The organism is Hymenobacter jeollabukensis, assembly GCF_005771675.1.
Taxonomy (GTDB): domain Bacteria; phylum Bacteroidota; class Bacteroidia; order Cytophagales; family Hymenobacteraceae; genus Solirubrum; species Solirubrum jeollabukense.
In genome coordinates this window covers 133,175-147,126 of record NZ_VAJM01000005.1, presented here as the reverse complement: position 1 = coordinate 147,126, position 13,952 = coordinate 133,175, and the positions used below count along the sequence as shown (strand labels likewise).

General features: G+C 61.4%; 9 protein-coding genes. 3 read left to right on the top strand and 6 right to left on the bottom strand.

Features of this window, described 5'->3' with window-relative positions; translation table 11 throughout:
- Positions 1 to 240 precede the first annotated feature (240 nt).
- The 3 genes from dnaE (at position 241) to trxA (ending at position 4,986) form a co-directional block, all read left to right on the top strand.
- Entirely contained in the window at positions 241 to 3,957 is a 3,717-nt protein-coding gene (gene dnaE / locus FDY95_RS12790) for a DNA polymerase III subunit alpha (protein WP_138078159.1), read from the top strand.
- A 96-nt stretch (positions 3,958 to 4,053) separates the two neighbouring features.
- Entirely contained in the window at positions 4,054 to 4,464 is a 411-nt protein-coding gene (locus tag FDY95_RS12785; RefSeq protein ID WP_138078158.1) for a hypothetical protein, read from the top strand.
- Positions 4,465 to 4,656: 192 nt separating this feature from the next.
- A complete protein-coding gene (gene trxA / locus FDY95_RS12780; RefSeq protein ID WP_111478462.1) occupies positions 4,657 to 4,986 on the top strand; it encodes a thioredoxin in 330 nt (109 codons plus the stop codon).
- Positions 4,987 to 5,060: 74 nt separating this feature from the next.
- Here trxA and FDY95_RS12775 read toward each other — a convergent pair whose 3' ends face one another.
- From FDY95_RS12775 to FDY95_RS12750, 6 genes are all read right to left on the bottom strand, one after another.
- Positions 5,061 to 6,002 carry an energy transducer TonB gene (locus tag FDY95_RS12775; RefSeq protein ID WP_138078157.1) on the bottom strand — a complete coding sequence of 314 codons (942 nt, stop codon included), beginning with the start codon at positions 6,000 to 6,002 and terminating at the stop codon, positions 5,061 to 5,063.
- Between the two features lie 127 nt (positions 6,003 to 6,129).
- Positions 6,130 to 9,090: a T9SS type A sorting domain-containing protein gene (locus FDY95_RS12770; RefSeq protein WP_138078156.1), complete on the bottom strand. Its 2,961-nt coding sequence runs from the start codon at positions 9,088 to 9,090 to the stop codon at positions 6,130 to 6,132.
- A 252-nt stretch (positions 9,091 to 9,342) separates the two neighbouring features.
- Positions 9,343 to 9,807 (bottom strand): Lrp/AsnC ligand binding domain-containing protein, encoded by a 465-nt coding sequence (locus FDY95_RS12765; RefSeq protein ID WP_111478459.1) that lies wholly within the window; start codon positions 9,805 to 9,807, stop codon positions 9,343 to 9,345.
- A 174-nt stretch (positions 9,808 to 9,981) separates the two neighbouring features.
- On the bottom strand, positions 9,982 to 10,278 hold the full coding sequence (locus FDY95_RS12760) for a hypothetical protein (RefSeq protein ID WP_138078155.1): 297 nt from the start codon (positions 10,276 to 10,278) through the stop codon (positions 9,982 to 9,984).
- 128 nt (positions 10,279 to 10,406) lie between these two features.
- Positions 10,407 to 11,507 (bottom strand): isoaspartyl peptidase/L-asparaginase family protein, encoded by a 1,101-nt coding sequence (locus FDY95_RS12755; RefSeq protein WP_138078154.1) that lies wholly within the window; start codon positions 11,505 to 11,507, stop codon positions 10,407 to 10,409.
- A gap of 93 nt (positions 11,508 to 11,600) precedes the next feature.
- Positions 11,601 to 13,817, bottom strand: coding sequence for a protein-disulfide reductase DsbD family protein (locus FDY95_RS12750; RefSeq protein ID WP_138078153.1), 2,217 nt, complete (start codon positions 13,815 to 13,817; stop codon positions 11,601 to 11,603).
- Positions 13,818 to 13,952 lie beyond the last annotated feature (135 nt).

Here is a 13,952-nt window from a genome sequence, read left to right as displayed (position 1 = left end):
CACTACCCAAGTACCTGACGGCTACCACCCGCGGCCGGTTTGCCAAACCCGGTTTGCTACCCGTGCCGATCCGGCCTCCTCCTTTCGATACGCAAAAACTCTGGCCGCCGCAACGTTTCCTTTCCCCCGCCCCGGCGGTAACTTTACCCTACAAAATTCTGAATTAAGAATTCTGAATGCTGAATTATCGGCCTTCCAATTCCTAATTCAGAATTCTTAATTCAGAATTCGCCCCGCGTCATGCCCACGTTCTCGCACCTGCACTGCCACACCCAATACTCCCTGCTCGACGGCCAGGCCAGCATTTCGGCGCTGATGAAAAAGGCGCAGAAGGACGGCATGCCCGCCGTGGCGCTGACGGACCACGGCAACATGTTCGGGGCGTTCAACTTCGTGGCCGAGGCCAACAAGTACAACGTGAAGCCCATCGTCGGCTGCGAGTTTTACCTGGTGGAGGACCGGCACAAGAAGGCCTTTAGCCGGGAAAAGGGTGAGCGGGACGTGCGCCACCACCAGCTGCTGCTGGCCAAGGACCAGGCCGGCTACCAGAACCTGGCCAAGCTCTGCTCCATGAGCTTCATCGAGGGCACCTACAGCAAGTACCCGCGCATCGACAAGGAGCTACTGCTCAAGTACCATGAGGGGCTGATTGCCACCTCGTGTTGCATCGGCGCGGAAATTCCGCAGGCCTTGCTGTGGAAAACGGAGGCCGAGGCGGAGGAAAAGCTGAAGTGGTGGCTGGACGTGTTCGGTGAGGATTACTACATCGAAATCCAGCGCCACGGCATCGAAAACATCGATAATACGGGCAAAAGCCAGGAGGACCTCAACCAGATTCTACTACGCTGGGCCCAGAAGTACAACGTCAAGGTCATTGCCACCAACGACTCGCACTACGTCGACCAGACCGACTTCGCCCCGCACGACTTGCTCTTGTGCGTGAATACCGGCGAGGAGCACAGCATCCCCGTCGGCGACTTCCAGACCAAGTATTTCCGCCTCGTGTCGGGCGAAAACAAGGTGCTCTACGACCACCTCGACAACCTGCGCCCCCTGGCCGGCCGCGACGACGCCGTGCGCCGGCAGCTCATGCGCATCGACGAGGAAATGCAGATGCCCAAGCCCAAGTCGCGCTTCGGCTTCCCCAACGACCAGTTCTACTTCAAAACCCAGGCGGAAATGGCGAACCTGTTCGCCGACGTGCCCGAGTCGCTGGACAACACCAACGAAATCGTCGACAAAATCACGCCGCCTAAGCTGCAGCGGGACATTCTGCTGCCCAACTTCCCCATCCCCGCGCCCTTCGCCAACGCCGACGAGTTTCTGCGGGAGCTGACTTTCGTGGGCGCCTTCGGGCCGAGCGCGGGCAAGGGTATCGTGACGATGACCAAGCCGCCCCGATACTCGGAGCGGACGCCCGAAATCGAGGAGCGCCTGAACTACGAGCTGCGCATCATCGAGACGATGGGCTTCGCTGGCTACTTCCTCATCACCCAGGACTTTATCAACAAGGGCCGGGAAATGGGCGTGGCCGTGGGCCCGGGCCGGGGCTCGGCCGCCGGCTCGGCGGTGGCCTACTGCGTGGGTATCACCAACATCGACCCGATCAAGTACTCCCTGCTGTTCGAGCGTTTCCTGAACCCCGAGCGCGTGTCGATGCCCGATATCGACATCGACTTCGACGACGTGAACCGCCAGCGCGTCATCGACTACGTGGTGGACAAGTACGGCAAGACCCAGGTGGCCCAGATTATCACCTTCGGTACGATGGCGGCCAAAAGCAGCATCAAGGACGTAGCGCGGGCCATGGAGCTACCCCTGCCCGCCACCAACGAGCTGACCAAGATGGTGCCCGAAAAGCCCGGCACCACCCTCAACGACGCCTTCGCCGAAAACCCGGAGCTGGACTACATCCTGCGCGACGAGGCCCCCGACAACCTGCGCGGGCAGATTCTGCGCCTGGCCCACAAGCTGGAAGGCTCGGTGCGCAACACCGGCATCCACGCCGCCGGCGTCATCATCGCCCCCGACGACATCACCAAGTACATCCCGGTCTCGACTTCGAAGGATTCGGACCTGCTCGTCACGCAGTTCGACGGCAAGGTCATCGAGTCGGCGGGGATGCTGAAAATGGACTTTCTGGGGCTGAAGACGCTCACGATTATCGTGGACGCCCTCACGCTCATCAAGAAAAACCACGGCGTCGACATCAACATCGACGACATTCCGCTCGACGACCCCAAAACCTACGAGCTGTACCAGCGCGGCGACACCATCGGCACGTTCCAGTTCGAATCCGAGGGCATGCGCATGTACCTCAAGGACCTCAAGCCGACCAACATCGAGGACCTGATTGCCATGAACGCCCTCTACCGCCCCGGCCCGATGCAGTTCATTCCGAACTTCATCAACCGCAAGCACGGGCGCGAGCAGATTGAGTACCCGCACGATTTGCTGGAGCCCATCCTGAACTACTCCCAGGGCATCATGGTGTACCAGGAGCAGATCATGCAGGCCGCGCAGATTCTGGCCGGCTACTCGCTCGGCGGCGCCGACCTGCTGCGCCGCGCTATGGGTAAGAAGGACATGAAGAAGATGGCCCAGGAGCGGGAGAAATTCTGCGAGGGAGCCGAGAAGCTGCACGGCATCAAGCAAAAAAAGGCCAACGAGGTATTCGACGTGATGGAGAAGTTTGCGGCCTACGGCTTCAACCGCTCCCACTCCGCCGCCTACTCGGTGGTAGCCTACCAGACGGGCTACCTTAAGGCCAACTACCCCGCCGAGTACATGGCCGCCGTGCTGACCAACAACATGTCGGACATCAAGAAGGTGACCTTCTTCATCGAGGAGGCCCGCCGCCAGAACGTGCCGGTGCTCGGCCCCGACGTGAACGAATCGGTGCTGAAGTTCAACGTGAACGAGAAGGGCCAGATCCGCTTCGGCATGGCCGCCGTGAAGGGCGCCGGCGAGGCGGCCATCGAAAACATCGTGGCCGAGCGGGAGAAAAAGGGCCCCTACGCCGATATTTTCGACTTCGCCAAGCGCGTAAACCTGCGGGCCGTCAACAAAAAAACCTTCGAAAGCCTGGCCCTCTCCGGCGCCTTCGACTCGTTTGAGCGCTACCACCGCCGGCAGTTCGTGGAAGCCCCCGCGGGCGACCAGAACCTCATCGACAAGGCCGTGAAGCTGGGCCAGCAGCACCAGGCCGACAAGGACTCGGCCCAGCAGAGCCTGTTCGGCGGCGGCGCGTTCGGGGCCGTGGCCATGCCCCTGCCCAAAGTGCCCGACATGGAGCCCTGGCCGGCTACCGAGCAGCTGCGCCGCGAAAAGGACGTGGTGGGCTTCTACCTCTCCGGCCACCCCTTGGACGACTTCAAGCTGGAAATCGACTCGTACTGCACCTGCGGCCTCGATAAGATTGAGACCTACAAAAACCGCGACATCAACGTGGCCGGGCTGATTTCCAACGTGATGTTCAAGACCACCAAGACCGGCCAGCCTTTCGTCTCGTTCAACATCGAAGACTACGAGTCGTCGCTGAACCTGGCCTTGTTCCGCGACGATTACACGAAGTTTTCCAACCTCATCAACCCGCGCAACTACGACAAGGAGCAGGTGCCGCCCATGTTCATCCGCGGCAAGTACGCCCCCCGCTTCCGCGACTCCGACCAGTTCGAGTTCAAGATCATGACCATGGAGCCGCTCATCAACGTGGCCGAGAAGCTGGCCGGCGGCGTGCGCGTGCAGCTGGATTTGCGCACCATCACCGAGCCCTTCATGGACCGCTTCATGGCCGCCGTGGAAGAATGCGCCGGCTCCAAGAAGCTGGAAATCAAGTTTGCCGAGCCGCACGAGCACCTGACGGTAGACACTTACTCGCGCAAGTACCGCATCGAGCCGAAGGCCTTCATCTTCAAGATGCGCGAGATGGAAATCGACGCCTGCCAGTTGATATGACGTGATGTGGTGTGGTGGCGAATAGCGCCTCGTATCAGGCAGCGTAAACCATACCATTGAATTGCCGCTAACCGCCCCCTCGTTTCTGGATTCGCCATGACCTACAGCACTATCCCGCTAATCATGCTGAGTTCCGTGCTCTTTGCTGATTGCCAGGGCAAAGAACACAAGCCAACCGATCAAGATATGGTGGGCGCGTGGGGTTTTGTCTCGTTTCGCTGGCCAACCATCACAAACGAGTCAAAATCCATCATCATTGTGAAGTCCGCTCCGAATACAAAGATGGTAGTGGCCAGTCCCACGTTGGGCTATTCTATCGTCCACTTCAGTAACGCTAGGGACACGATTATCTTCTATCGGGGCGCACCTGTAAACGTTTTCAGACTACGTTTTTACAAAGCAGATAAACGCTCGCATGATAAGTTTACTCTGGACGGTTATGGAGAATTTGTGAGGCTGAACACTGCCGATTCCCTTGCTCTTGACCGCCGTGTATTCAGTGACTGAGCTGATGAGCAGGTTAACCGCCGACCAGCCGCTACGGCCTCTTCGTTTCGCAGGCTTCTTATAGCATAAATCAGATATTTGAACTTTCCGCCGGGCCGTATGTTTGACAACCAATCTGCTACCTTGCGCGCCCAATCCGCGTAAGCAGGTTACTCAACACTGACACCCACTTTTTCTAAACTGAATACGACAATGGGACATAAAGCCATTGAAATCACCGACGCCAACTTCGACGAAATCATCAACTCGGATAAGCCCGTGCTGGTGGACTTTTGGGCCGAATGGTGCGGTCCGTGCCGCATGGTCGGCCCGGTGGTAGAAGAGCTGGCCGGCGAATATGAAGGCAAAGCCGTTATCGGCAAGGTCGACGTGGACGCTAACCCGCAGACCTCCATGAAGTTCGGCATCCGCAGCATTCCCACGCTGCTGGTGTTCAAGAACGGCCAGGTGGTCGACAAGCAGGTTGGTGCCGTGCCCAAGCACGTACTGGCCCAGAAGCTCGACGCCCAGGTAACGGCCTAACGCGCCCCACCTGCCGCAAACGCAATCGGCCCCGCTGTCACGACGACAGCGGGGCCGATTGCGTTTCGAGGGACTTACCAGTTGGCGCGGGCTTCTACCGGCGGTGAGGGCGGCGGCTTGGGCCCGCCGAACAGGCTAAACTGCGGCGCGAAGTAAATCGGGACGGTGTAGGTGAAGCTCGTCGGCACGTTGTACTCGCGGCCGGGCCGGAAGCGTGGCAGGCTGGCCACCACGCGCTTGGCTTCGATGTCGGTGTCGGGCGAGAGGCCGCGCAGCACGCGCACCTGACCCACCCGGCCGTCTTCGCCCACAGTGTAGCTCACGTACACCTTGCCGGTAATGCCTTTGCGCCGGGCTTCCCGCGGGTAGTTGGTGTGCCGGGCCAAATACTCCAGCAGGGCCACCTCGCCCCCCGGAAACTCCGGTGCCTGGCGTCGCTGCGGCAGCCCGTCGAAGCGGCTGCCGTCCTCGTTGTAGAGCGTGAGGGCATTAGGCTGACTGGGCCGGCTCACTTCTACGGCGGCGGGTTGTCCGCTGCTGTAGTAGTAGCGCCATTCGCCGGTGGGTCGGTCGGAAACGTAGTTGCCGGTGGAGCGGCGCTGCCCGTTGCGGTGCACGCTCAGCCAGCGGCCGGTTCGCTCGCCGTGGTGGTACTCGCCGCGCTCCTGCACTTTGCCGTCTTCGTACCACGCCACGTAGACGCCCTCGGGCTGGTCGTCCTGAAAATGGACCTGGCTGGCTTTGGCGCCGTTGGGGTGAAACCCGATGAAGGTGCCGCTGCGCAGCGGCGGGTCGATGCTGGTCAGGAAGCCGCGCAGCAGCAGCGTGCCGTTCATGGCAAACTCGCGCATGGGGTACAGGCTGCCGTCGGGGTGCTGCTCCACCACGCGGTAATGCGTGGCGCTGTCGGGCACGGTGGCCTGGTTCTGCTCGTTGAGGTATACGGCTGGCAAGCTCTGGGCCACCGCTGCCGGTGCGCCGCCAAATACCATAAATGCCGCCAGCCAAGCCTTCATGAGCGCCGGAGAGTAACAACCGTTCCGAAATATACGCTTCTACTAAAAAAAAGGAAAGTCAACTTCCCCGGTTTTTTACAAAAATTAACGCCGGCCGTGGCGCCACCCACGGCCGGCGTCGGGCGCCTCACTCTTTTAGGAAGCGCACCTGCACGCGACTCTGCTTCGTCTCCACCTGCACGAAGTAGAGGCCGCGGTGCAATTGATCCACGGGTAATCGGACGACGTCCGGCACTTCCGTGGCACTATACTGCTGCGTTCGACACAACCGCCCCCGGGCATCGAGCACCCGCACGGTTACGTCGCTTTGCTGATTGGCAGTCAGCTTGATGTTTACCCAATCGGTAGCGGGCACGGGCCATACCAGCAGGGGTTCGTCTTTGGTTGTCGGGGCCGCTACGGCTACCACCGGCGAGAGGGTGAATTTGCCATCGAAGTCAATCTGCCGGAGGCGGTAGTAGCGTACAGTAGCCTTGCCGTGGAAGGCGTTGACGTCAAGGTGGGCGTAACTGGTGGGGACGGACACCGTGCCCTGCCCATTGTAATAATCCAATACCAGATAGTCCAGTCCGTTGTCAGAGGCCTGCACCTCAAAGCCGGCGTTGTTCAGCTCCTGGGCCGTGCGCCAGGTTACCTGCACGTCCTTCCCGATCAGCCGGGCCCGGAAATCCACCAGCGACACCGGCAGCGGGTTGATGGGCGAGGTGGTCCCGAAGGTCACGTAGGTACTGTTGCCATTGGTCAGGGCCAGCACCTGGCCGGCATCGAGGTAGCGGGCAACGGTGTTGGGCAGAGCGGCTTGGCCGTAGTTCGCCCACTGCCCGCCTACCAGCGCGGCAATGCGCAGGGCTTGTTGCCCGGCCGTGGTTTCCTGGATGTCGCTGTAGGGCAAGGTGTAGTAGAGGCGCACGGTGGCATCGGCCGTGCCGGCCGTTCGGCTGACTTCCCAATACTCGCGGCGGCTTACGGTGAAAAGGTTTGAACCGGGCGCCAGCGTGGTGGCGCTGGGGGCAATGTTGGTGTAGGCCAGCATCCGGTACGTGGCGCTGCTGGTGGCGTTGGGCCGCACGCCACCTACCTTCAGGCGCCCATTGGCCCCTACCGGGAAGGTGTACACCTGGGCCGTGCTGTTGGTCTGCCGCGCCAGCGGCCCGTCGACGTAGCTGGCGTCGCTGGCGTCGGACCAAGAGGCCGTGGGCAGCATCGTGAGCAGGAACGACGAAGTGAGCAGGCGGCCACGGCGCAGCCGCAGCGTGCCGGAAATAGAGGTGGCCCGGCTGAGTGTCACCAGATTGGCCGTGTTATCGATTACCAGCTCGCCGCTGGCTGCCAGCGAGGCCGGCAGACCCGAGCCGGTTATCTGGGTGGTGGTGCCGTTATAGATGTACGCGGCGCCGGTGCTGAAGGTGCGGGTGCCCGTGACCTGCACGTTGCCGGTATAGGCCGTGCCCGCCGGCGTTTTCGCCGCCAGTCCTTGGCTGTGGCCGATGCGCAGGGCCGCACCGGCATTCAGCGTGAAGTCACCGTCACCGTCGATAACGGAGCTGCCCACATCGAGCGTAGCCCCGCTCAGCACCTGAAAATCCACCAGCCCGGTGATGGTCGTGCCGCTGGCCCGGCTGAAGTACTGCGGCTGCGTCCCGACGAAGTTGACCGCACCGATGCCGCCCGTGACTTCGCGCCGCAGGTCGCTGCCGGTACCCATCACCAAGTCACCGCTCAGGTTGGCCGTGCCGCTGGCCGCGCCCCCGCTCAGCAGCAGCGTACCGCCGTTGAGCCGCAGCGCGCCGTTTACCTTGAGCACGCCCGGTCCCGACGAGGAGGAATTGCTCAGCTCGAAACGGCCGCTGCCCAGGGTGAAGTCGCCGGTCACGTTCAGCATGCGCGTCAGCCCCGAGCCGAAGCGGGCCACGCAGACCTGGCCCCCCTGCTGCTCGTAGGAGCCCAGCTGGGTTACCACGGTGCTGCCGCCGCTGGTAGCAGGCGTGAGCTGCAGCCGGCCCAGGCCGGTGTTGCGCACGGTCAGCTTGCCGGCTATCTGCATGTTGCCGCTGCCGTTGAAGTAAAACACGTTGCTACCAGTACCGGAGGTGCCGTAGTCGGGTGTGTCCCACACCACGTTGCCAAACGTCTGGCCGTCGTTGGTAAAGCCGGAGGCGTCGACCACGCCTTTGATTTCGAGGGTCGAGGCCACATCCCAGGTGCCGGTGGGCAACACCCCCCCGTTGGCGGTATGGGTATACACCGCCCCGGCCTGCACCTGCATCTGTGCCCCGCCGGTCATCGTCAACCCAACGCTGTTGCTTTCATTGCGCAGCTGCCCGAGCATCAGCAAGTCCGGCCCGCTGGCCGAGGCGTCGTGCACCACTTGAATCTCGCCGCTGGCCTGCTGCACCAGCGTGCCACCCGGTTCCACGCGGCACTTAATGAGCTTGGCCACGGCATTGATCAGAGCCTGCCCCGTCGATTTCACGGTTAATTCCTTGATGGTGGAGCCGTTGCCCGTCACGCTCACCACGCTGCCGTTGCTGACGGTTACCGGACCCACCACCGTTGCGGCACTCACCCCGGTTATCAGTTCCAGGGTGGCACTGCTATCGACGCTAACGGTGCGCAGACTGGCGTCGCTGAGCAGCGTCACCAGGCCTTTATTACGAATGGTGGTGTTATAGATCAGCACGTTATCAGCTTTCACTACCATCTCCGCCCCCACGCCGCTTACATCTATGTTGTTACAGGTCAACGGACCGTTGATATTCAATACTCCCACCGTCCCGGCCGCGTTATCGGCTGCCAGCACGATGCGGCCCACGGTAGCCCCGACGCCGGCAATAGGAATATTCTTACTGTGCAGCACGTTGAAGGTTTTAGAGAAATCCAACGCCGTAGAGTTGGCCACCCAACTGGTTCCATTCCATCGGTCCCAGCTGTTGCGGTTGTTGAAATTGGCCGTTCCTCCCGCCGTCGACCGATAGTCGCCGATGGCCTGGGCCTGGCCGTTGTGACTTAGTAGACCCGTCGCGAGCAGGCAGGTCCACACACACCAGCTTAACAGCCGGTGGCTGAAGAGAGTAATGGATGCATTCATGACCTTGGGAAAATGGTGGTGGATACCCGGCAGCCGGTAGGTCGGAGGTGGTGCCGGTAGAAATTGAGGGCGGTGGCGCTGCCCAAAAGAACAATTTCATGTAATTATAATACCATTAATCTAGGCTTCAAATAGATAAAGTAAAATTATATCATATAATTTTCATACATCCAATCATCTGCGCTAAACACAAAAAAACGCTCTACCCCGAAGGAGTAGAGCGTTGCACGCAAGCGCAGCGGCGCGGCGCGTTTACATCAGCTGAATCGGACGGTTCAGCGTTTCTTCCAGCGAAATGAGCGTTTCGGTGCGCTCAATGCCTTCGATCAGCTGAATCCGGTCGTGCAACACGTCACGCAGGTGCTGGGTGTCGCGGCACACGAGCCGGGCAAAAACCCCGTAGGCCCCGGTAGTGAAGTGGATGCTGACAACCTCGGGTATGTCGCGCAGCTGCTCGGCCACGCTACCGTACACCGAGCTTTTCAACAGGTAGATACCCAGAAACGCATTGACACCGTAGCCGAGCTTGGCGTAGTCAATTTTCAGGGTCGCGCCTTTTACGATACCTAGTTCCTCCAACCGGGCCATGCGCACGTGCACCGTGCCGCCCGATACGTGCACCCGTCGAGCTATTTCGGTGTAAGGCATCTTGGCGTCGTCGAGCAGCAATGCCAGAATTTTCCGGTCGGTGTCGTCAAGTTCGTAATTCCGGGACATTTTAGAAGTCGTTGCTTGGAAAAGTTGCAAAAGGGAGTCTCTATTTAAAGAAAGAATGTAATTAGCTCATATTTTCACTGAAAATATTTTATCGTTTAAATAAAGCTATTACATTTGTCTCAATGCAACACAGTCGGTGTTGCGAATCTTGTAGTAGAGCACCCTGAAGCATTGCTAACGGTTCGGGTTCGGCAACCAGCCAGCCTCCGGAAAGAATTTCCCGGAAGCCAGTGGTTGGGAAGGTTCAACTCCTTCATCTACAACTTGGGTGGATAGTGTGAGGAGGGAAAAACCGGGACGTATCTGGGTGGGTGCGTCCTTCAATAGAGGCGGCATCTGGGTGGGTGCCGCCTTTTTTGTGTCCTTTTGCCAGCAAGTTGGCAATTTTAAGGACGCCTGCAACCAAAAATCACAATGGGACAGCAACAGCGGCATTTCGTCAATGACGCCAAAGGCGGCCTGGCGTTGCATAGTTTGCTATAAGAATACCGATAAGGGTATAAATTCCGCAGCAACTCCCTCCTACTGACGTGAATAAAAAAATTGAGCACCCGCGGTCCGGCTGCTCAATTAGCGTCGTTTCGAGTCCGAAAGGGTCCTTATTTATAGATCAGCACCTGCGTTTGGCCATTGGCTTTGATGTAGCCCCGGTACATGCCTTCGCTGTTGAAGGGCATGGCGATGTTACCCTGCCGGTCCAGGCCGATCAGGCCACCGTCGCCACCGAGCCGGGCTACCTTATCGAGGCTGGCCTGAGCAGCGGCGTCTAGAGGTAGACGTGCGTACTCCATGCGGGCCGCAATGTCGCGGGCCACGGTGCTGCGAATAAAATATTCGCCCCAGCCGGTACACGATACGGCGCAGCTCTGGTTGTCGGCGTAGGTGCCCGCGCCGATGATGGGCGCATCGCCCACGCGGCCGTAGCGCTTGTTGGTCATGCCGCCGGTGCTGGTGGCGGCGGCCAGGTTGCCGTACTGATCGAGGGCCACGGCGCCCACGGTGCCGTACTTGCGGCCTTCAGTGAAAATGGGCGGCTCGGCGTAGCTGCCGGGCTTGCCGGATTTCAGCTTCACTTTGCTCTTGCCCGGCGACGTTTCCCTGGTAGGCGTGTTCAACTGATCGGGCACGGCGCCTTTTTCAGTTGCCAGGGCCTTTTGCAGCTGCTGGTAGCGGGCTTCGGTGTAGAAGTAGCTGGGCGCGACAATATCCAGCCCCTTCTCGCGGGCAAACTGCTCGGCCCCGGGGCCCACCAGCATTACGTGCTCCGATTTTTCCATTACGGCCCGGGCCGCGCTGATGGGGTTGCGCACCACCGTCACGCCCGCTACCGAGCCCGCCTTCAGCGTCTGGCCGTCCATGATGGCGGCGTCCAGCTCGTTGCGGCCGTCGTGGGTGAAGACGGCGCCTTTACCCGCGTTGAACAGCGCCGAATCTTCCATAAAGCGCACGGTGGCCTCCACGGCATCGAGCGAGGTGCCGCCGCGCTTCAGCACGGCGTAGCCGGTCTGCAGCGCCTGGTTCAGGGCTTCGGTGTAGGCGTTTTCCTTTTCGGGCGTCATGTTCTGGCGCGTGATGGTACCCGCGCCGCCGTGAATCACCAGGGTGATGCGCGTCGGGTCAGAGGTCTGGGCCGTTTGGGCGGCAGCGGGCGACTGGGCGGTAACGAGCAGGGCAGCGCCCAGCAGCAGCTTATGGAGCATGGCGAAATGAAAAAGGACCGCCCCGCCGACCGGACAAAACCGGGGCGGGGCGGGCAAAAGATAACAAGTAAGCCGTAGAGAGCCGAACGGATTTTATTGCTTCGCCACCGGCTGGTGCTGCCGCCGGTAGTTGGCCAGGCCGGCATCGAGGAACTTCACGAAGCTGTTCACGTCGGGCTCGTAGGCCACGGGCGGGGTCAGGGTGTGGGCCAGGTCGGCGGGGGCGCTGGGGTCGAGCAGCACGTAATAGGGCTGGGCGTTGACGTTGAAGCCGGTCAGCTGCAGGTCGGCGTTTTTCTTGCCCAGCGTGGTTTTTTCCTTGTTATCGTACTTGGAGGTGTACCACTCGTTGCGGGGCAGCTCGGCCTTGTCGTCGACGTAGAGGGCCACCACCACGAAGTCGTCGCGCAGGCGCTGGAGCACCTGCGGGTCGCTCCACACGCTGGCTTCCATCTTGCGGCAGTTCACGCAGGCATGGCCGGTGAAATCGATGAACAGGGGCTTGTTCTGGGCCTGGGCGCAGCGCTGGGCCTGGGCCAGGTCGAAGTAGCCGGGCAGGCCGTGGGGCAGTTCCAGGAAATCGGCGTAGCGGGCCGGCTCGCAGGCGGTGGGCTGGGCCACCGTGGTCGTTACCGGCGCGGCGGGCGCGGCCAGGGTGAAGTCCTGGCGCGTTTGGGGGGGCAGGTAGCCGGCCAGCAGCGGCAGCGGGGCGCCAAACAGGCCGGGCACCAGGTAGGTCATGAAGCCGAACGCCAGCACCGCCATCAGCAGGCGCCCTACGCTCAGGTGCGCGAGGTCGGAATCGTGGGAGAGCTTGAACACGCCCAGCAGGTACAGCCCCAGCAGGCCCGACAGGGCAATCCAAAGCACCAGGTACAGGTCGCGTGGGAGCAGGTGCCAATGGTAGGCCAGGTCGGCCATGCTCAGGAACTTCAGGGCCAGCATCAGCTCCACGAAGCCCAGCACCACTTTCACCGTGTTCAGCCAGCCGCCCGAGCTGGGCAGGCCCTTCAGCCACGTCGGGAACAGCGCAAACAGCATGAACGGCAGCGCGAAGGCCAGGGAGAAGCCGAACATGCCGACGACCGGCTGGATCCGCTCGCCCTGCGCCGCCATCGTGAGGATGGACGCCACGATGGGCCCGGTGCAGCTGAACGAAACCACTACCAGCGTGAGGGCCATGAAGAACACGCCGCCCCAGCCACCGCGGTCGGCCTGCGCGTCGATTTTGTTGACCATGCCGCTGGGCAGCGTTATTTCGAACAGCCCCAGGAAGGACAGCCCGAACACCACGAATACCACGAAGAAAATCAGGTTGGGCAGCCAGTGCGTGCTGATCAGGTTCAGCCCATCGGCACCGAGCAGCACGGTGGTGAGCAGGCCCACGACCACGTAGATGAAAATGATGGAGAAGCCGTAGAAAAGCGCCTTCATAATGCCCTGCTGCCGGCTGGCCGAGCCCTTGGTGAAGATGGACACCGTCATCGGAATCAGCGGGAACACGCAGGGCGTGAGCAGCGCACCCAGGCCCGACAGAAAGGCCAGCAGCGCGAAACCCAGCAGGCTGCCCCCGCTGGCTGGCACGGTGGCCGCTGCCGAGGGCGTCGTCGGCTGCGCCGCTACGGCTGCCGGGGCTGCAGTAACCGTGGCTGCCGAATCGGTAGTAACAATGGCAGCGGGGGGCGTGGCCAGCGCTACGGCCGTGGTTTCGGGCTGCAGAATCGTCGGCGCGGCTACGGGCGTAGGAGCCGTAGGGGCGGCAGCCGCGGGAGAAACCGCAGGCGTCGTCGCGGCGGGGGCCGATTTGGCCGGCGCGGCCGCAGTGCCGGTCACCGTAATCGGGCCGAAGCTCAGGGCTTCTTCGCCGGGAATGCAGCGGCCGTCGACGTCGGTGCAGGTCTGGTATTCTACGCCGGCCTTGATGGTCAGCGGGCCGGGCTGCAGCACTTTGATGCGCTGGCGGATCTGCCCGGTGGTTTCGAAGTAGGTCACGTCGCCCTTGAAGACGTCGTCATACTTTTTCTTCGTACCGATGGACTTGGGTTTGCCAACCAGCTCGTAAGCCGGGCTCTTGGCGAAGGTGAAGGCGAAGACCGTGGGGCCCAGATCGGGGTCGAAGTCGGTGGCGTAGAGGTGCCAGGTCGGGTCGATGCGGGCATTGACGATGAGCTCCACCTCGTCGCCGACCTTGGCGGTAGCGGGGCTGACGGTGGTGCCGAGCTTGGTGGGCGTGAGCACCTGGGCGCCGGCCGGCCGGGCGACCAGCAGCGGCAGGGCCAGGCTCAGCCACAAAATGATTCGCAAAAGCATAGGGAATTGGGTGTTTCCGCAGAAGAAACAAAGGTACGCGAACCTAGTTGCACGCGCCCGGCCCGGCCAACCGAACCGCTTAGGCGGATTCTCGTACTTTTGTGACATACAGCGACGGACCCGCGGGTGCCGGCC